This is a genomic window from Serratia sp. CY82433 (assembly GCF_052166535.1).
Lineage (GTDB): Bacteria > Pseudomonadota > Gammaproteobacteria > Enterobacterales > Enterobacteriaceae > Serratia > Serratia sarumanii.
In genome coordinates this window covers 109,138-126,091 of sequence record NZ_JBJNOR010000001.1, presented here as the reverse complement: position 1 = coordinate 126,091, position 16,954 = coordinate 109,138, and the positions used below count along the sequence as shown (strand labels likewise).

The following is a 16,954-nucleotide window of genomic DNA, read 5'->3' as shown; positions in this document are numbered from 1 at the left end:
ATTACAGGGCCTTCATGGTACCTTTCGGCAGAACGGCCGCCACGAAGTCACGCTTGATCATCACTTCCGTGGTGTCGTTCAGCGCGATGGCGATGATGCCGGTGTCGGCCACTTTGGTCACGCGACCGATCAGGCCGCCGGTGGTCAGCACTTCGTCGCCTTTACCGATGGAGTCCATCAGCTTCTTGTGATCTTTCGCGCGCTTCTGCTGTGGGCGCAGGATCATGAAGTAGAAGATCAGGCCGAACACCACCAGCATAATGATCAGAGAGTACGGGCTTCCCTGAGCCGGAGCCCCTGCGGATGCGACGGCGTCAGAAATGAAAAAGCTCATTGAAATTCCCTCATTAAGTTATCAATTATTAGATCAAGCGTTTAAAGGCGGAATCGGCTTGCCGATCCGACCATAGAAATCCGCAACAAACTGCTCTAATTTACCCTCTTCGATAGCCTGGCGTAAACCCGCCATGAGGCGCTGGTAGTGACGCAGGTTATGAATCGTGTTCAGTCGAGCACCCAATATTTCGTTGCAACGGTCGAGATGGTGCAAGTAGGCGCGGCTGTAATGGCGACAGGTGTAGCAATCACAGTCCTTATCCAGCGGAGAAGTATCATCCTTGTGCTTGGCATTACGGATTTTTACCACACCGTCAGTCACGAACAGATGGCCGTTGCGGGCGTTGCGGGTCGGCATGACGCAGTCGAACATGTCGATGCCGCGACGCACGCCTTCCACCAAATCTTCCGGCTTGCCGACGCCCATCAAATAGCGTGGCTTATCTTCCGGAATTTGCGGGCAAACGTGTTCAAGAATGCGATGCATATCCTCTTTCGGCTCGCCTACAGCCAAGCCGCCCACAGCGTACCCGTCAAAGCCGATATCCACCAGCCCTTTGACTGAAACATCACGTAAATCTTCGTAAACGCCGCCCTGAATGATGCCGAACAGCGCATTTTTATTTTCCAGCTCGTCGAATCGCTTGCGGCTGCGCTCCGCCCAGCGCAGCGACATTTCCATCGAACGCTTGGCATAGTCCCAGTCGGCCGGGTACGGCGTACATTCATCGAAGATCATCACGATGTCGGAACCCAGGTCGTACTGGATTTCCATCGATTTTTCCGGGCTCAGGAACACCTTGTCGCCATTGATCGGGTTGCGGAAGTACACGCCTTCCTCTTTGATCTTGCGCATCGCCCCCAAGCTGAACACCTGGAAACCGCCGGAATCGGTAAGGATCGGCCCATGCCACTGCATGAAATCGTGCAGGTCGCCGTGCAGCTTCATGATCTCCTGGCCCGGGCGCAGCCACAGGTGGAAGGTGTTGCCCAGCAGGATCTGCGCGCCGGTTTCTTTCACTTCTTCCGGCGTCATGCCCTTGACCGTGCCGTAGGTGCCGACCGGCATAAAGGCCGGGGTCTCCACCACGCCGCGGTCGAAGATCAGGCGGCCGCGACGCGCGCGGCCATCGGTAGTCTGTAGTTCGTACTTCACAAAGCCTCCAGCATCAGAGAAACAGTCTGATGTCGTTGAAACGGGGCCGCGCCGTGCGCGCAGCCCGGGAAATTAACCGCCGACGGACTCGTTTTCCGCCTGCGGGTTACGGCTGATGAACATCGCATCGCCGTAGCTGAAAAAGCGATACTGCTCGGCCACCGCCTGCTGATAGGCGTTCATGGTATTTTTATAGCCGGCGAAGGCCGACACCAGCATGATCAGGGTCGATTCCGGCAGGTGGAAATTGGTCACCAGCGCGTCGATCACCTGATAGTGATAGCCCGGATAGATAAAGATGCTGGTGTCGCCGAAGAACGGCGCAATCAGCGCTTCTTTGCTGGCCGCCGCGGCGCTTTCCAGCGAGCGCACCGAGGTGGTGCCCACCGCTACGACGCGTTTGCCGCGCGCCTTGCAGGCCAGCACCGCATCGACCACCTCCTGCGGCACTTCGGCGTATTCGGCGTGCATCACGTGATCTTCGATGGTTTCCACGCGCACCGGCTGGAAGGTGCCGGCGCCGACGTGCAGCGTCACGAACGCCATTTCCACGCCCTTGGCGCGCAGCGCCGCCAGCAGCGGTTCGTCGAAGTGCAGGCCGGCGGTCGGTGCGGCGACCGCGCCGGGCTTCTCGCTGTAGACCGTCTGATACAGCTCGCGGTCGGCGTCTTCATCCGGGCGGGCGATATAAGGCGGCAGCGGCATGTGGCCGGCGGCGTTGAGGATAGTGAACACGTCGCGCTCGTCGTTGAAGCGCAGCTCGAACAGCGTCTCGTGGCGCGCCACCATGGTGGCGGCGATGCTCTCGTCATCCCCCAACAGCAGCTCGGCGCCCGGCTTCGGCGCTTTCGACGCGCGCACGTGCGCCAGCACGCGATGGTCGTCCAGCACGCGCTCCACCAGCACCTCAATCTTGCCGCCGCTGACCTTGCGGCCGAACATGCGCGCCGGGATCACGCGGGTATTGTTGAACACCAGCAGGTCGCCGGCTTCCAGCTTATCCAGCAGATCGGTGAATACGCCGTGCGTCAGCGCCCCGCTCGGCCCGTCCAGCTGCAGCAGGCGGCATGCGCTGCGTTCGGCCTGGGGATAGTGGGCAATCAGGGATTCGGGAAGTTCAAACGAAAAATCAGCGACGCGCATGGGTATTCACTTCTTCAATTTAGGGCTGGTTGGTAAAAAACAGGCGGCCTAGTCTAAAGCCGGGGGCGGTCAGCGGCAAGAAATAAGGAGGATTTGCCTGACTTCGGGTATAGTTGAGGGATGAATTTTCTCGCTCATCTTCACCTGGCCATGCTGGCGGACAGCTCGCTGCTGGGCAACCTGCTGGCCGATTTCGTGCGCGGCAACCCCGCCGCCGACTACCAGCCCGAGGTGGTGGCCGGCATCATGATGCACCGCCGCGTCGACGTGCTGACCGACAGCCTGCCGCAGGTCAAAGCCAGCCGCGACTATTTCAGCGCCCCCTACCGCCGCGTGGCGCCGATCACCCTCGACGTGGTGTGGGACCATTTTCTGGCGCGCCACTGGCAGCAGCTCGAGCCTTCGCGCGACCTGCACCAGTTTACCCAGGAAGCCCGCAGCCAGATCGAACCTTTTCTGCCGCTCACGCCGCCGCGCTTTCAGAACCTGAACGGCTACCTGTGGCAGGAACGCTGGCTGGAGCGCTACGCCGAATTGCCGTTCATCGCCCGGGTGCTGCAGGGCATGGCCAGCCGCCGCCCGCGCCTCGAGGCGCTGGCCGGTTCGTTCGCCGACGTCGAGCAACATTATCATCAGCTTGAAACACAGTTCTGGCAGTTTTACCCGAAAATGATGCGGCAGGCGAAGGACAAAGCGCTCTGAGGTCAAGCTCAAGCCCTTGAAATTGCAACGCCTTGCAAGAATTTACGTTTTGCCGCTTGCCCTTTTGTGGGAAAAGGTTATTTTTAAAGCTCGCTAAATTATATCAACGACTTTGATAGGTGAAAGCTATCTCATCGATTGGTCTTTTACCCTTTATTCACCAAGTCTCGGCCCCTATACTGGCCCTTGTTTTTACATCCACCCTTTAACACCTATTACAGGAGTAATTATGGTCCTGGTAACTCGTCAAGCCCCTGACTTCACTGCAGCTGCCGTACTGGGTAGCGGCGAAATCGTTGAAAACTTCAACCTGAAGAAGCACCTGAACGGCAAACCGGCCGTGCTGTTCTTCTGGCCAATGGACTTCACCTTCGTATGCCCTTCCGAGCTGATCGCTTTCGATCACCGCTATGAAGAGTTCCAGAAGCGTGGCGTTGAAGTGGTTGGCGTTTCCTTCGACTCAGAGTTCGTTCACAACGCATGGCGTAAAACCCCTGTCGACAAAGGCGGCATCGGTGAAGTGAAATACGCAATGGTTGCTGACATCAAGCGTGAAATTCAGAAAGCTTACGGCATCGAACACCCGGAAGCCGGCGTTGCGCTGCGCGGCTCCTTCCTGATCGACAAAGACGGCATCGTGCGTGCTCAGGTTGTTAACGATCTGCCAATCGGCCGTAACATCGACGAAATGATCCGTACCGTTGACGCGCTGCAATTCCACGAAGAGCACGGTGAAGTGTGCCCGGCTCAGTGGGAAAAAGGCAAAGCAGGTATGGGCGCATCCCCAGACGGCGTTGCAAAATACCTGTCTGAAAACGCTGCCAAGCTGTAATTTCAGCCTGATAGTGAATCAACCGGCCCACGCGGCCGGTTTTTTTATGCCCCTTTATGGGGCAGGCCGCCCACCTTCAGTGCTTTATTTCCCTGTTTCCGCTCACATTTCCCACCCTGCTCGCCGCGCGTGCGCCCATCTGCGGCTACTATCAATAACGCTGGCTCGCGCTTTGCAAGCGAACAGCGGCAAGCAAACACAACACAATAAAAAACTGACAGGGTAGGAATAACTATGTTTTTACAGAAATGGAGCAAACCCCTGACCATGGCGGCGCTGCTGGTCAGCGGCAGCCTGTATGCGGCATCCAACCCCGCGGTGGAAGCCAAAAACGGCATGGTGGTCACCTCGCAGCACCTGGCCTCGCAGGTCGGCGTGGATATCCTGAAGATGGGCGGCAACGCCATCGACGCCGCCGTGGCGGTCGGTTACGCGCAGGCGGTGGTTAACCCCTGCTGCGGCAACATCGGCGGCGGCGGCTTTATGACCGTTCACCTGGCGGACGGCACCGACACCTTCATCAACTTCCGTGAAACCGCGCCGGCGGCGGCCAGCGCCAACATGTATCTGGATGCCGACGGCAAGGTGAAGAAAGACGCCAGCCTGTACGGCTATCTGGCGGCGGGCGTGCCGGGCACCGTGCTGGGGATGGAAACCGCGCGTGAGAAGTACGGCAAGCTGAGCCGTGAACAGGTGCTGGCGCCGGCGATCAGGCTGGCGCGCGAAGGCTTTGTGCTGACCCGCGCCGATACCGATATCCTCGACACCACCGTCGCGCGCTTCAAACAGGATCCCGAGTCGGCCAAAATCTTCCTGCGCCCGGACGGCAGCCCGCTGCAGCCGGGGGACAAACTGGTGCAAACCGATCTGGCCAATACGCTGGAAGCCATCGCCAAAGGGGGAACCGACGCCTTCTATAAAGGCAAGATCCCGCAGGCGGTGGAGGCGGCGGCCAAACAGGGCGGCGGCATCTTGACCGCCGCCGACTTCGCCAATTACAAGGTCACCGAAACGCCGCCGATTACCTGCAGCTATCGCGGCTACAAGTTCGTGTCGGCGCCGCCTCCCAGCTCCGGCGGCGTGACGCTGTGCGAAATCCTCAACGTGGTGGAAGGCTACGACCTGAAAAGCATGGGCTTCAACTCGGCGGCGGCCATTCACACCATGACCGAAGCGATGCGCCATGCCTACATGGACCGCAACACCTACCTCGGCGACCCGGAGTTCATCAAAAACCCGATCGACCGGCTGGTGAGCAAGAGCTACGCCGAGCAGATCCGCAAGAAAATCGTCGCGGACAAGGCCACGCCGTCGGAAAACGTGCAGCCCGGCATGGAACCGCATGAGAAACCGGAAACCACCCACTATTCGATCGTCGATCACGACGGCAACGCGGTCTCCACCACCTATACCGTCAACGGCCGCTTCGGCGCCGTGGTGATCGCACCGGGCACCGGCTTCTTCCTCAACGACGAGATGGACGACTTTACGGTCAAAGTGGGCGAGAAAAACCTGTACGGGCTGGTGCAGGGCACCGCCAACAGCATTGCCCCCGGTAAGCGCCCACTATCGTCGATGAGCCCGACGCTGGTGACCAAGGACAACAAGATCTTTATGGTGCTGGGCTCGCCGGGCGGCTCGCGCATCATCACCATCACCCTGCAGACCGCATTGAACGTGATAGACCACGGCATGGCGCCGCAGGAAGCTGTGGACGCGCCGCGCATCCATCACCAATGGTTGCCGGATGAGGTGTACTACGAACAGCGCGGCGTTTCCGCCGATACGCTGAAGCTGCTGAGCGGCATGGGCTATAAGATGGTCGAGCAAACGCCGTGGGGCGCCGCCGAACTGATTCTGGTCGGCTTGCCGGGCGCGGCGGGCGTCAACCCGGCCAACTCCGGCAACGACTCGGCGGTTTCCGGCAAGGTGCGCGAAGGCTATCTGTACGGCGCCAACGACGTGCGTCGCCCGGCAGGTTCTGCGGTCGGTTACTGATGTAAACGCCTACTCACCTTTATCGCGGGGGCACTTCGGCCCCCGCAGTGTCTTTAGCCTTCACAGCGCCACACTGTGGCCGTCTCTTCCGCCAGCTGCAGGCGCAGCCCGCCTGCCGTTTCGCTCAACTCTCCCCGCCCTTCCACACGCCGCCACGGGCCGCGCGCCAACAGCGGGTTGTACGGCAGCTGCGCCTGGCCGCTGCCGTCGCGCTGCAGCGCCACCAACACCTGCTCCTGCTGATACAGGCGCACGAACACCAGCGTTTCCCCGCTGGCGTACAGCACCTGACAACCGCCGCGGCGCAATGCCACGCTCTGTTTACGCAGCGCCGCCATGCGCTGGAACAGCGCCAGCAGCGGCCGGTCCCAGTCGCCGACGTCCCACGGGAACGGCTTGCGGCAGAACGGATCGTTGCCGCCGTCCAGACCAATCTCATCGCCGTAATAGAGGCAAGGCACGCCTATCCAGCTCAGCAACCACACCGCCGCCATCTGCATGCGCGCCGGGTTCCCCTGCAACAGCGTGAGAAAACGCGCGGTATCGTGGCTGTCCAGTTGGTTGAACTGGATCAGCTGGCGGCCGTGCGGCAACCCGGCGCGGTAGCCGTCCATCCACTGCGCGCACCCGGCGGCGTCCAGCCGCACCGGGTGATAGGCTACGTCCAGCCCCGCCAAGAACGCCCGCACCGGCAGCGCGAAGCCCATATAGTTCATCGCCGCATCCTCCACGCCGGCGTGCAGCCAGCGGCGCGCGTCGCCGAAGTGCTCGCCCAAGACGTAGGCCTGAGGGTTCTCCTGCTTCACCGCCTGATAGATGCCAGCCAGGTGGTACAGGTTGCCGGTGGCGCCGCCGTTCTCCCCCAGCATGTGCACCACGTCCAGCCGCCAACCGTCGATGCTGTACGGCGGGCGCAGCCAGTGGCGCACCACGCTGCCTTCCCCGCGATAGATCGCTTCCGCCACCTGCGGCTCGGCGAAGTTGAGCTTCGGCAGGCTGGCGTTGCCCTTCCAGTCGAGCGCGCGGCCGTCCGGGTAAAAGTTGAACCAGCCGCGATACGGCGAATCGGGGTGGTGACAGGCGCCGTTTTCGCCCTGACGATGGCGGTCGAACCACGGATGTGAGTCGCCGGTGTGGTTGAATACCCCGTCCAGCACCAGTTTCATGCCCACCTTGTGAGTGCTCACTCGCAAACGCTGCAGCGCCGCGTTGCCGCCGAAGTGCGGATCGACCTGGTAATAGTCCTCGGTATCGTACTTATGCACGCTCGGTGCGGTAAAAATCGGGTTCAGGTACAGCGCCGTCACCCCCAGCTGCTGCAAATACGGCAGTTTGGCGCCGATGCCGTCCAGATCGCCGCCGTAAAAGGTCGAGGCGGCGTGGCGATCCTCCAGCGGGTGCTGCCAGTCGCGCCGAATCACCTCGGCGCCGGCCGCGTGATGGCGGTAGCTGCCGCTCTGGATGCCGTGCTCGCCGCCGCTGCTGGCGAAGCGATCGGGGAAAATCTGATAGAACAGCTGATCCGCCACCCACTCGGGGCCGTTGTCAGGTTCGTCGACGGCGAACTGCGCCAGCTGCCCCGGCGGCGTTGGCGACCAGCCCTGCGGCCCGAACCACTGCTGGCGATCGGCCCACAGCAGCTTGAAGCAGTAACGCCGCGTCGGCTCGCCCTCATTCAGCGTCAGGCTGGCCTGGTAGCGCCGCATCCCCTCGTGGCGCTGCGCTTTCATCGCCAGCAGCCACTCTTCGTTGTCCGGTTCGGCGCGCAAAAACACCCGTTCCGGCAGTTCATCCCCCTGTAACCACAGCGTGATATCCAAACGTTGCCCTTGCTTCACCACAAAAGGCGGGACCGGTTGATGCCAGGCGTTAAGCATACTGTTTCTCCTGCTGTACCAAACGAAATCGACGGCGTTCTTCAAGAAGCGAACAATGCCACGTTAAGTGCAACTCCCCCTCCTCTCTGGCCGCAAAACCCGGGGATGAGCCGGGGGGCGGAGACCGAAAAATAACGCTAACCCGATGTAAAAAAAGGTAAACAGGTACAAATCCTGCACGTTACCCCTTAGGCTAACGCGTTTTAAGTTTACAGGATATTTTTTGCGCATTTTTTAAGGAGTGGGAATGCAACAACAGATAACGCGCTGGCTGGAACAGTTTGGTTTGGAATTCGGCGGAGTGATGTCGCTGTTGATGGTATTGGGGTTGATTGTCCTGATCTCGGTCGCGATCCACCTGGTGCTGCACCGGGTGGTGCTGGCCGCCCTTCAGCGCCGCGGCCAGCAATCGCAGCGCGTCTGGCAACAGGCCATCACCCAATACAAACTGTTCCAGCGCGTGGCGCTGCTGCTGCAAGGGGTGATCATCAGCATCCAGGCGACGCTGTGGTTACAGAGCGGCAGCCAGACCCAGGCGGTGATCGTCACCGCCGCACAGGTGTGGATCCTCGCCTTCACCCTGCTGTCGCTGTTCTCGCTGCTGGATACGCTGCTGGCGCTGCTGCGCCAAAGCCCGATCTCCAATCAGCTGCCGCTGCGCGGCATTTTCCAGGGCCTGAAACTGGTGGCGGCGATCCTGATCGGCATCATGATCGTCTCGCTGCTGATGGGCAAATCGCCGCTGCTGCTGCTCAGCGGCCTGGGCGCCATGACCGCGGTCCTGATGTTGGTGTTCAAGGATCCGATCCTCGGCCTGGTGGCCGGCATCCAGCTCTCCGCCAACGATATGCTGAAGATCGGCGACTGGCTGGAAATGCCGAAATACGGCGCCGACGGCGCGGTCACCGACATCGGCCTGACCACGGTCAAAGTACGTAACTGGGACAACACCGTCACCACCATTCCCACCTACGCGCTGATCTCCGACTCGTTCAAAAACTGGCGGTCGATGTCGGAATCCGGCGGGCGCCGCATCAAGCGCAGCCTGAATATCGACACCGGCAGCGTGCACTTCCTGTCGGAAGAGGAACAGCGCCGCCTGCAGCGCAACCCGCTGCTGCACAGCTACCTGAATGATAAAACCCAGGAGCTGAGCCGGCACAATCAGGAGATTGCCATCGATCTGGCCTCGCCGCTCAACGGCCGCCGCCTGACCAACCTCGGCACGCTGCGCGCCTATCTGGAAGCCTACCTGCGCGCTCACCCGCGCATTCACCAGAACATGACGCTGATGGTGCGCCAGCTGGCGCCGACGCCGGAAGGCCTGCCGCTGGAAATCTACGCCTTCACCAACACCACGGTCTGGGCGGAGTATGAAAGCATTCAGGCGGATATTTTCGACCATATCCTGGCGGTGATCGACGAGTTCGGCCTGCGCGTGCATCAAACGCCAACCGGCAATGACCTGCGCGGCATGCTGCTACAAAACGCCAACGCTTCCTGACGTCGGCTGACGTAACTGTGTCTGCTGGTAATGATGTTCTTTCAATTGCCAGCAGATATCTCCATCCCCTTCTTTTCCCCGGTGAAAACGGCGTTAATGCGCCATCATCTTCACCACCGAGAGGGAAAGCCCTTGCTGAAACGCTTACGTCACCGGCTGTTTACCCTGATGGCCACCCTGCTGTTTATCGGCTGCCTGCACAGCGCTTCGCTGGACGAAAGCCGCATGCCCCGCAACCTGCAACCTTCGCTGAGCGCCCTGAGCAGCAATATGCAAGACATTCGCGAGGTGCTGGCGCGCTGCGCCGGCGAGGAAGAGGAGGAACGCCTTAACGGCGGCGACGTGCGTATCGAAGCGCGCGCCGCCGGGGAGGATGAAGCGGAAGACAAACGCCCGGCATAATAGGTTAAAAAACGCCCCATCTTGTTGCGCCATACGCAACACCTGGCTATGATGCGTATAGCGCAACACTCATGGAGCCGTCAGGATGATAAGAAGCTTCAAGCATAAGGGACTCAAAAAGTTTTTCGAAACCGGTTCAACGGCGGGTATCGACGCCAAGCAGGCGAAGAAAATCGCGCTGCGGCTGAGCGTGCTGGATCTGGCGAAAGTGATTGATGACGTAGATCTGCCCGGCTTCTTCTTGCACCCGCTAACGGGCGCTCGCAGCGGGCAATGGTCCGTCACCGTAACCGGCAACTGGCGTATCACGTTTGAACTGGTCGAGGGTGATGTTTATATCGTGAATTATGAGGACTATCACTAATGAACCGCATGCATAATCCCCCTCATCCTGGCGAGTTGATCAAAGAAACCATGGAAACGCTGAATCTCAGCGCGCGTGCGCTGGCTAAAGCGCTGGACGTCGCGCCCTCCACGGTTCAACGCCTGATCAGCGGAAAGTCCGATATCTCGCCGGAAATGGCCATCCGCCTGTCCATCGTGATAGGCAGTTCCGAACAGGTTTGGATGGGCATGCAGGATGCTTACGATCTGTGGCAGGCCAGGCAGTCCATCGACGTTTCCAAACTGCGCAAGCTGGACTTCGCTTGACGCCTGCTCCTAAAAAAACACCGGCCTTAGCCGGTGTTTTTCCATTCAGTCTTGCTGCGTCGCCAACGGCGCGCGTTTTTTCTGATGGTTGACCTTGAACCAGTATCCCGCCAGCAGCAATACCACCCAGACCAGGCCGGCGTACAGCGAGACGCGCGTGGTCGGGAAGTAGCCGATCAGGCCGATGATGAACACCAGGAACACGATCGCCACCACCGAGGTGAACACCCCGCCACGCAGCGGGAACGCCAGCTGCTTCACCTGTTCTTTGCTCAGGCTGCGGCGGAAGGCGATTTGGGAGAACAGGATCATGATCCACACCCACACGGTGGCGAAGGTCGCCAGGGACGCGATCACCAGGAACACGCTCTCCGGCATGATGTAGTTGAGGTATACCGCCAGCAGCAGCGCCAGCATCATCACCACCACCGTCACCCAGGGAATGCCGCGCTTCGACACCTTGCTGAACATCTTCGGCGCATGGCCCTGCTCGGCCATGCCGTGCAACATGCGGCCGACGCCGAACACGTCGCTGTTGATCGCCGACAGCGAAGCGGTAATCACCACGAAGTTGAGGATACCTGCCGCCACGGTGATGCCCATATGCTGGAAGGTCAGCACGAACGGGCTGCCGTTGGTGCCCACCTGATTCCACGGGTAGATAGACATGATGACGAACAGCGTGCCGACGTAGAACACCAGAATGCGCCACGGCACCGAGTTGATGGCCTTCGGAATCGATTTTTTCGGATCTTTGGCTTCGCCGGCGGTGATGCCGATGATTTCAATGCCGCCGTAAGCGAACATCACCAGCTGCAGCGACAGGATCATGCCGATAAAGCCGTTGCTGAAGAAGCCGCCGTTCGACCACAGGTTATGAATGCCGGTCGGTTGCCCGCCGTTGCCGATGCCCCAGATGATGATGCCGATGCCGGCCACGATCATGATGATGATGGTGGCGACTTTGAAGAACGAGAACCAAAACTCCAGCTCGCCGAACACCTTGACGCTCATCAGGTTGATGGCGCCGATGATCAGCACCACGCTCAGCACCCAGATCCAGTGCGGCACTTCCGGGAACCAGACCCCCATATAGATGCCGAAGGCGGTCACGTCGGCGATGGCGACGATCAGGATTTCAAAGCAGTAGGTCCAGCCGGTGATGTAACCCGCCATCGGGCCGAGGTAGTCCTGCGCATAGCGGGAAAACGAGCTGGCCTGCGGGTTGTTGACCGACATCTCCCCCAGGGCGCGCATGATGATAAAGGCCACGATGCCGCCGATCAGGTAAGCCAGCAGCACGCTCGGGCCGGCCATTTTGATGGCGTCCGCCGAGCCGTAGAACAACCCGGTGCCGATGGCCGATCCCAGCGCCATAAAGCGGATATGACGCGTACTGAGGCCGCGTTTCAGCTTATTGTCGGGGGCAGTGGTGGGTGACTGTTGTTGCATGAAAATGACCCATAGTTTTAAACGTAAAAAAGCCACGGACATGTCCGTGGCCCTGGATTAAGCCGGGGGATTATCAGTGCGCGGTCACTTGGGAACGCGTGCACACCCGATCATAAATCGCGACCAGCACCAGCATCAGCAGCGAAGGCGGCAACCATGCCAACCCCTGCTCCGCCAGCGGCAGGTGAGTGGTCCAGGCCGGCAGCAGCTGCTGGAAACTGGAGGCTTTCACCGCGTCAAGGATACCAAACAACAGGCTGACAAGCATCACCGGCGCGATGATGCGCGGCGCGCTGTGCCACCAACGCAGGGTGAAGCTCAGCACCACCAGCACGATGCACGGCGGGTAAATCGCGGTCAGCACCGGAATGGAGATCTGGATCAGGTGGCTCAGGCCGAGGTTGGACACCACCATCGAGAACAGGCCCAGAATAAACACCAGCGTCTTGTACGAGAACGGCAGGTATTGCGCGAAGAACTCGGCGCAGGCGCAGGTCAGGCCTACCGCGGTCACCATACAGGCGATGAAGATCAGCGCCGCCAGGAAGAAGCTGCCCAGTCCGCCGAAGGTGTTCTGAACGTAAGCGTGCAGGATCACCGCGCCGTTGGTGGCGTCCGGCACCAGCGCGCCGCTGCCGGAGCCCAGCTTGAACAGGCTCAGGTAAACCAGCGTCAGGCCCACGCCGGCGATCAAACCGGCCAGAATGGTGTAGCGGGTTAACAGACCGGCGTCTTTCACGCCGCGCGAGCGCGCCGCGTTGACGATAACGATGCCGAATACCAGCGCGCCCAGCGTATCCATGGTCAGGTAGCCGTTAACGAAGCCGGAAGAGAAAGGCACGCTCTGGTAAGCCGCCGTCGCCGGAATCGGCGCGCCGGCAGGCCACAGCAGCGCGGCGATGCCCAATACACCTAACGCCACAATCTTCAGCGGCGCCAGCACATGGCCGACGGTGTCGAGCAGGCGGCCCGGATACAGGGAGATGCCGATCACCAGCGCGAAGTACACCAGGCTGTAGATGAACAGCGGCATGGCGCCGTCGCCGGTCAGCGGGGCGATGCCCACTTCAAAGGACACGGTGGCGGTGCGCGGCGTGGCGAACAGCGGGCCGACGGCCAGGTAGCAGACGGTCGCCAGCAGCAGGCCGGCGCCGCGGCCGATCGGCGAACTGAGGGCATCGATGCCGCCGCCGACGCGCGCCAGCGCGATGACGGTGATGACCGGCAGACCGACGGCGGTGATCAGGAAGCCCAGCGCCGCGATCCAGACGTGTTCACCGGACTGCAAGCCGACCATCGGCGGGAAGATGATGTTCCCAGCCCCAACGAATAAGGCAAAGGTCATGAAGCCCAGTGCCAGGATATCTTTTGACGTTAAACGATGACTCATACGATGTCGTGTTGCCTGTTCAAATGAAAAAAATTGTCCGATAGCGTGGTGGCGTGACGCCCCACCGGTTGCCGGCATGCCCGATCGTCGCAGCGCCAAATAAGCACCCTAAACGCAGTCGATCCGGCGTTTATGTCCCTATTCGAAAGTGGCCGCTCATGAAGATGGGCAAAATTTTAGGAGTTATAAAAATGGAGGTTTAATCCGACAACGAGGGCTAAGGTAAACGTTTATAGCGCTTCAAGGCAAGACGCACGGCGAAAAGCAGAGCTATCGACCATATAAACTTTAGCCACCAGTCGATCATATTGGCTATCAATAAATATACACTACATGATTTGTATCATTTTTGAACAATGGATTCACGAAACGTGAAACATATACCGCTTTACCGCGCGAAAACGCCAATAAATGCCCGGTTTTCGCGTGGTATAAGCTCCGTTTGGCCGTTAAAAAAGGCGAAAATTACGCCGCTTTTTGTCGCTTATTGCACCGTGGCCGCCGCGAGCGGCTGCAGCCCGAGCGCCTGGCGGGTCCTCTGCAGGGCGCCCGGCGGCAGCGGCAGATAGCCGTCGTGATTGACCAGGCTCTGCCCTGCGTTAGACAGCACGCGATCGAGGAACGCGGCGGTCAGCGGCTCCAGCGGTTGATTGGGGGCTTTGTTGATGTAGATATAGAGATAGCGCGACAGCGGGTAGCGATCGTTGCGCACGTTGGCGGCGGTAGGCGCGACATAGTCCTCTCCCGATTCCGCCAACGGCAGCAGCCGCACGCCGCTGGCGCGAAAACCGATGCTGGCGTAGCCGATGCCGTTGAGCGAACCGGCCACCGCCTGCACCACCGAGGCCGAACCGGGCAGCTCATTGACGCGTGGCATAAAATCGCCGCCGCACAGCGCGCGCAGTTTGAAATAGCCGTAGGTGCCGGACGCCGAGTTGCGGCCGAAGCGCTGCAGCGAGCGCGTCGCCCAGTCGCCGCTCAGCCCCAGCTCGCCCCAACGCGTCAGCGGCTTGCTTTCACCGCAGCGCCGGGTGGCGGAGAAAATGCGATCGAGCTGCTGCAGATTGAGGCCGCGCAGCGGGTTGTCTTGATGCACCAACACCACCAGCGCATCCACCGCCACCGGCACCGCCAGCGGCGCATAGCCGTAACGGTGTTCGAACGCCGAAACCTCGGCCGCCTTCATCGGCCGGCTCATCGGGCCCAGCTGCGCGGCGCCCGCCGCCAACGCGGTCGGCGCGGTCGACGAGCCGGCGGCCTGGATCTGCAGGTTAACGTTGGGGTAATGCCGGCTGAAATCCTGCGCCCACAGCGCCATCAGATTCGCCAAAGTATCGGAACCGACGCTGGACAGGTTGCCCGCCAGCATGCCGTCGGGCTGCGCCAGCGCGCCGCGTCCGGCCAGCAGCGCCAGGCAAAGCAACAGCCCTCGGGTTATTCGGGTCATACCGGTGTCTCGCGTTAATTTTTCACCGCATTCTCTGATAAAGCGGCGGGAACAATCAACCGGTTGGGTAAGGTAAAGATAAAGCGGGTGCCGATCCCCGGCTCGCTGAGGATCTCCAGCCGCGCGTCGTGATGGCTGAGCGCATGCTTGACGATCGCCAGCCCCAGCCCGCTGCCGCCGGTCTGGCGCGAACGGGCCTTGTCGACGCGGTAAAAACGCTCGGTCAGGCGCGGCAGGTGTTCGGCGGCGATGCCCGGCCCGTTGTCGCTGACCTGGAACTGCGCGCCCTGCGCCGTCTGCTGCCAGCTCACTTCGATATGGGTGCCCTTCGGCGTGTGGTTGACCGCGTTGTACACCAGGTTAGACACCGCGCTGCGCAACTGGTCTTCATTGCCGAACACGTTGAGCTGTTCGTTCACCCGGAAAGTGATCTCGTGATTGCCGCCGCTCAGCGATTGCGCCTCGCGCTGCAACACCCGCAGCATCAGCGGGATATCCACCCGCTCGTTCATGTCGACATTGGGCGCCGCCTCGATGCGCGACAGCGTCAGCAGCTGCTTGACCAGCCCGTCCATCCGGCGGGTCTGCTCCTGCATGGTGCCGAGCGCCTTGCTGCGCAGCGAACCGTCCTGCTCTTCGTCGCCCATCATCTCCAGATAGCCCTGCAGCACCGTCAGCGGCGTGCGCAGCTCATGGCTGACGTTGGCGAAGAAGTTGCGCCGCGCCCCCTCCAGCTGGCGCATTTGGGTGACGTCGCGCGCCACCATCAGCAACTGCCCTTCGGAGTAGGGCATCACGCGGAATTCGACGTAGTGTTCGTTGTTCAGCTGCAGCGTCAGCGGGCGCGAGAACTCCTGCTGTTGCAGATAGTGGCTGAATTCCGGATAACGCAGCAGGTTGAGGATGTGCTGGCCGTTGTCTTCCGGCCAGCGGAAGCCGAGCAGATGCTGCGCCAGCCCGTTGCACCAGAAGATGTTGCCTTCAACGGTGGTCATCACCACCGCGTCAGGCAGCGATTCGGCCCCGCTGCGAAAGCGCTTGATCAACAGCGCCAGCTCGCGCCGGCGGCGGCGGTTGCGCTGCTGCATCTGATACAGGCCATAGAACAACGGCTCCCAACTCCAGCGGCCGGGCGGCGGCGTCATGCTACGGTCGATCCACAGCCAATGAGAGAGTTTGAGCTGGTTGTAGAAATTCCACACCAGCGCGGCCAGCGCGGAGGCCAGCAGGAACCAGGGCAGATAACCGAAAATCAGCCCCAGCAGTAAGGCGGGCAAACAGAAAAGAGCCAGCTCCAGAGCCAGCCTCTTCCACGACAGACGTTCTAACACGGCATATTCTCCAGCGCAGCGCGATCAGTAGCGCGTTGAGAACCGGTAGCCGGTGCCCCGAACGGTTTGAACCATTTTATCATGCCCACTGGTTTCTAACGCCTTGCGGAGCCGACGGATATGCACGTCAACGGTACGGTCTTCCACATAAACGTTAGTGCCCCAGACGTGATTAAGCAACTGCTCACGGCTATAAACCCGCTCCGGGTGGGTCATAAAGAAGTGCAGCAGCTTGAACTCGGTCGGCCCCATGTCCAGCGCCTGATCGTTCGCCATCACGCGGTGGGAGGACGGATCCAGGCTCAGCCCTTGCATTTCAATCACCTCTTCCACCGCCATCGGTGAAATGCGGCGCATGACCGCTTTGATGCGCGCCACCAGTTCCTTGGGCGAGAACGGCTTGGTGATGTAATCATCCGCCCCCACTTCCAGGCCGCGCACCCGGTCTTCCTCTTCGCCGCGCGCGGTCAGCATCATCACCGGGATATCGCGGGTCAGCGCTTCGCGCTTCATATGTTTGATAAACTGAATGCCGGAACCGCCGGGCAACATCCAGTCGAGCAACACCAAATCAGGGAACGGCTCAGACAGGCGCGTCACGGCGCTGTCATAATCCTCGGCTTCCAACGGTTGGTAACCATTCTGTTCCAACACAAAGCACACCATCTCACGGATCGGCGCTTCGTCTTCCACCACCAGTATGCGTCTTGCCATCGTCAATCCTGCCAATGTG

The 16,954-nt window shown here is 60.6% G+C and carries 16 protein-coding genes; 7 read left to right on the top strand and 9 right to left on the bottom strand.

Going from position 1 to position 16,954, the window contains the following annotated elements:
- Position 1: 1 nt before the first annotated feature.
- The 3 genes from yajC to queA form a co-directional block, all read right to left on the bottom strand.
- Positions 2–334: a preprotein translocase subunit YajC gene (yajC, locus tag ACJ8PI_RS00655; protein ID WP_004940391.1), complete on the bottom strand. Its 333-nt coding sequence runs from the start codon at positions 332–334 to the stop codon at positions 2–4.
- Between the two features lie 33 nt (positions 335–367).
- The gene (gene tgt / locus ACJ8PI_RS00650) at positions 368–1,492 is read right to left on the bottom strand and encodes a tRNA guanosine(34) transglycosylase Tgt (RefSeq protein ID WP_033647322.1); all 1,125 of its coding nucleotides are present in this window, start codon (positions 1,490–1,492) and stop codon (positions 368–370) included.
- Between the two features lie 72 nt (positions 1,493–1,564).
- Positions 1,565–2,635, bottom strand: coding sequence for a tRNA preQ1(34) S-adenosylmethionine ribosyltransferase-isomerase QueA (gene queA / locus ACJ8PI_RS00645; protein WP_004940394.1), 1,071 nt, complete (start codon positions 2,633–2,635; stop codon positions 1,565–1,567).
- 120 nt (positions 2,636–2,755) lie between these two features.
- Here queA and ACJ8PI_RS00640 point away from each other — a divergent pair, with 120 nt between their 5' ends.
- The 3 genes from ACJ8PI_RS00640 to ggt all read left to right on the top strand — a co-directional run bounded on the left by ACJ8PI_RS00640 (position 2,756) and on the right by ggt (position 6,167).
- Positions 2,756–3,337, top strand: a complete 582-nt coding sequence (locus tag ACJ8PI_RS00640) for an ACP phosphodiesterase (RefSeq protein WP_060428117.1) — start codon at positions 2,756–2,758, stop codon at positions 3,335–3,337.
- Between the two features lie 229 nt (positions 3,338–3,566).
- Positions 3,567–4,169, top strand: coding sequence for a peroxiredoxin C (locus ACJ8PI_RS00635; protein ID WP_019454212.1), 603 nt, complete (start codon positions 3,567–3,569; stop codon positions 4,167–4,169).
- Between the two features lie 234 nt (positions 4,170–4,403).
- On the top strand, positions 4,404–6,167 hold the full coding sequence (gene ggt / locus ACJ8PI_RS00630) for a gamma-glutamyltransferase (RefSeq protein ID WP_041033623.1): 1,764 nt from the start codon (positions 4,404–4,406) through the stop codon (positions 6,165–6,167).
- A gap of 53 nt (positions 6,168–6,220) precedes the next feature.
- Here ggt and malZ read toward each other — a convergent pair whose 3' ends face one another.
- Positions 6,221–8,044, bottom strand: coding sequence for a maltodextrin glucosidase (malZ, locus tag ACJ8PI_RS00625; protein WP_164134446.1), 1,824 nt, complete (start codon positions 8,042–8,044; stop codon positions 6,221–6,223).
- A 247-nt stretch (positions 8,045–8,291) separates the two neighbouring features.
- On the opposite strand from malZ, the gene ACJ8PI_RS00620 reads away from it, so the two are divergent.
- From ACJ8PI_RS00620 to ACJ8PI_RS00605, 4 genes are all read left to right on the top strand, one after another.
- Positions 8,292–9,548, top strand: a complete 1,257-nt coding sequence (locus ACJ8PI_RS00620) for a mechanosensitive ion channel family protein (RefSeq protein WP_033637290.1) — start codon at positions 8,292–8,294, stop codon at positions 9,546–9,548.
- A gap of 132 nt (positions 9,549–9,680) precedes the next feature.
- Positions 9,681–9,950: a hypothetical protein gene (locus ACJ8PI_RS00615; RefSeq protein WP_033637289.1), complete on the top strand. Its 270-nt coding sequence runs from the start codon at positions 9,681–9,683 to the stop codon at positions 9,948–9,950.
- Between the two features lie 85 nt (positions 9,951–10,035).
- Positions 10,036–10,314 (top strand): type II toxin-antitoxin system RelE/ParE family toxin, encoded by a 279-nt coding sequence (locus ACJ8PI_RS00610; protein WP_019454217.1) that lies wholly within the window; start codon positions 10,036–10,038, stop codon positions 10,312–10,314.
- Positions 10,314–10,601, top strand: coding sequence for a HigA family addiction module antitoxin (locus ACJ8PI_RS00605; RefSeq protein ID WP_025160069.1), 288 nt, complete (start codon positions 10,314–10,316; stop codon positions 10,599–10,601). The genes ACJ8PI_RS00610 and ACJ8PI_RS00605 overlap by 1 nt, the downstream gene beginning before the upstream one ends.
- Positions 10,602–10,646: 45 nt before the next feature.
- Here ACJ8PI_RS00605 and proY read toward each other — a convergent pair whose 3' ends face one another.
- From proY to phoB, 5 genes are all read right to left on the bottom strand, one after another.
- Entirely contained in the window at positions 10,647–12,053 is a 1,407-nt protein-coding gene (gene proY, locus ACJ8PI_RS00600; RefSeq protein ID WP_033653281.1) for a proline-specific permease ProY, read from the bottom strand.
- Positions 12,054–12,126: 73 nt separating this feature from the next.
- On the bottom strand, positions 12,127–13,443 hold the full coding sequence (gene brnQ / locus ACJ8PI_RS00595) for a branched-chain amino acid transport system II carrier protein (protein WP_033653282.1): 1,317 nt from the start codon (positions 13,441–13,443) through the stop codon (positions 12,127–12,129).
- Between the two features lie 484 nt (positions 13,444–13,927).
- The gene (locus ACJ8PI_RS00590; RefSeq protein ID WP_033647326.1) at positions 13,928–14,890 is read right to left on the bottom strand and encodes a PstS family phosphate ABC transporter substrate-binding protein; all 963 of its coding nucleotides are present in this window, start codon (positions 14,888–14,890) and stop codon (positions 13,928–13,930) included.
- A gap of 14 nt (positions 14,891–14,904) precedes the next feature.
- On the bottom strand, positions 14,905–16,221 hold the full coding sequence (phoR, locus tag ACJ8PI_RS00585; RefSeq protein WP_033653283.1) for a phosphate regulon sensor histidine kinase PhoR: 1,317 nt from the start codon (positions 16,219–16,221) through the stop codon (positions 14,905–14,907).
- A gap of 24 nt (positions 16,222–16,245) precedes the next feature.
- Complete coding sequence (phoB, locus tag ACJ8PI_RS00580; protein WP_004940438.1) at positions 16,246–16,935, bottom strand: phosphate response regulator transcription factor PhoB; 690 nt, start codon at positions 16,933–16,935, stop codon at positions 16,246–16,248.
- Positions 16,936–16,954: the final 19 nt, after the last annotated feature.

What these genes read in the sequence shown, in the direction of transcription:
- ACJ8PI_RS00620 (WP_033637290.1), top strand. Translation starts at nt 8,292, where the DNA reads ATGCAACAACAGATAACGCGCTGGCTGGAACAGTTTGGTTTGGAATTC.
- proY (WP_033653281.1), bottom strand. Translation starts at nt 12,053, where the DNA reads ATGCAACAACAGTCACCCACCACTGCCCCCGACAATAAGCTGAAACGC.
- phoB (WP_004940438.1), bottom strand. Translation starts at nt 16,935, where the DNA reads ATGGCAAGACGCATACTGGTGGTGGAAGACGAAGCGCCGATCCGTGAG.
- ggt (WP_041033623.1), top strand. Translation starts at nt 4,404, where the DNA reads ATGTTTTTACAGAAATGGAGCAAACCCCTGACCATGGCGGCGCTGCTG.
- yajC (WP_004940391.1), bottom strand. Translation starts at nt 334, where the DNA reads ATGAGCTTTTTCATTTCTGACGCCGTCGCATCCGCAGGGGCTCCGGCT.
- brnQ (WP_033653282.1), bottom strand. Translation starts at nt 13,443, where the DNA reads ATGAGTCATCGTTTAACGTCAAAAGATATCCTGGCACTGGGCTTCATG.
- ACJ8PI_RS00610 (WP_019454217.1), top strand. Translation starts at nt 10,036, where the DNA reads ATGATAAGAAGCTTCAAGCATAAGGGACTCAAAAAGTTTTTCGAAACC.
- ACJ8PI_RS00605 (WP_025160069.1), top strand. Translation starts at nt 10,314, where the DNA reads ATGAACCGCATGCATAATCCCCCTCATCCTGGCGAGTTGATCAAAGAA.
- ACJ8PI_RS00640 (WP_060428117.1), top strand. Translation starts at nt 2,756, where the DNA reads ATGAATTTTCTCGCTCATCTTCACCTGGCCATGCTGGCGGACAGCTCG.
- malZ (WP_164134446.1), bottom strand. Translation starts at nt 8,044, where the DNA reads ATGCTTAACGCCTGGCATCAACCGGTCCCGCCTTTTGTGGTGAAGCAA.
- ACJ8PI_RS00590 (WP_033647326.1), bottom strand. Translation starts at nt 14,890, where the DNA reads ATGACCCGAATAACCCGAGGGCTGTTGCTTTGCCTGGCGCTGCTGGCC.
- ACJ8PI_RS00635 (WP_019454212.1), top strand. Translation starts at nt 3,567, where the DNA reads ATGGTCCTGGTAACTCGTCAAGCCCCTGACTTCACTGCAGCTGCCGTA.
- queA (WP_004940394.1), bottom strand. Translation starts at nt 2,635, where the DNA reads ATGCGCGTCGCTGATTTTTCGTTTGAACTTCCCGAATCCCTGATTGCC.